Source organism: Fictibacillus phosphorivorans (assembly GCF_023715845.1).
In the GTDB taxonomy this organism is placed as follows: domain Bacteria; phylum Bacillota; class Bacilli; order Bacillales; family Fictibacillaceae; genus Fictibacillus; species Fictibacillus phosphorivorans_D.
In genome coordinates this window covers 1-813 of record NZ_JAMBOR010000050.1, presented here as the reverse complement: position 1 = coordinate 813, position 813 = coordinate 1, and the positions used below count along the sequence as shown (strand labels likewise).

Here is an 813-nt window from a genome sequence, read left to right as displayed (position 1 = left end):
TGAACTGTTCCCTTTAAATTAGACAGTTTATAAAAAGTCCATTTAAGCAGCTATTAGATGACCTCGGAATTGTTCCGGGGTCATTCTGCTTAATGTCCATTGATATCTTTCTGTATTGTAAAATTCTATGTATTCCTCTACTTTATACCTTAATTCAGCGACTGTTTTACATTCGACATCTACTTCGTCTTTAAAGTGCCCAAAGAATGATTCCATAGGGGCATTATCCAAACAATTCCCTCTCCTTGACATGGATTGTGTAAATCCTAATCCTTTTACTCGTTTTTGAAATTCAGGATGTGTGTAATGGAAACCTTGATCGGAATGAAGAATTGCACCAGGATAAACATTTCCGTCCAAAGAGTCCATTAATTTTTCTAGTGTTCGATAAACAATCCCCATGCTTAGTGATGTTGAAAGAGAGTACGCTAATATCTCTCTGGTTGTACTGTCTTTTACGCAAGATAAATAAACCTTTGAACTGTCCTCCAAATATAAATACGTAATATCTGTGAGTAAAGCCATCCCAGGTCCAGACTGGATAAAGTTTCGATTCAGGATGTTCGGGCACGTTCTATGTTCTTGAGTAGCCTTTGCTAATTTCCTATAAGGATTTTTCCTGCGTATTTTTGTTTCAAGATTAAATTTTGTTTTAATTCTATATATTTTTTTGAGATTCATTTTAACATCATAGATATTTTCTAGACGCATCTTTATCACGCGTCCGCCGAGCTTTCCTTTTTTACTGTCATGAATCTGCTTAATGAGTTGATAATCCTCTTCATCTTTTGTTTCTCGTTCAAGGCGCTTTGG

1 protein-coding gene is annotated in these 813 nt (G+C 35.7%); it reads right to left on the bottom strand.

Annotation, left to right across the window (positions count from 1 at the left end; genetic code table 11):
• Positions 1 to 42: 42 nt before the first annotated feature.
• On the bottom strand, positions 43 to 813 hold a 771-nt coding region (locus M3206_RS18685), incomplete at its 5' end, for an IS3 family transposase (RefSeq protein WP_251314030.1).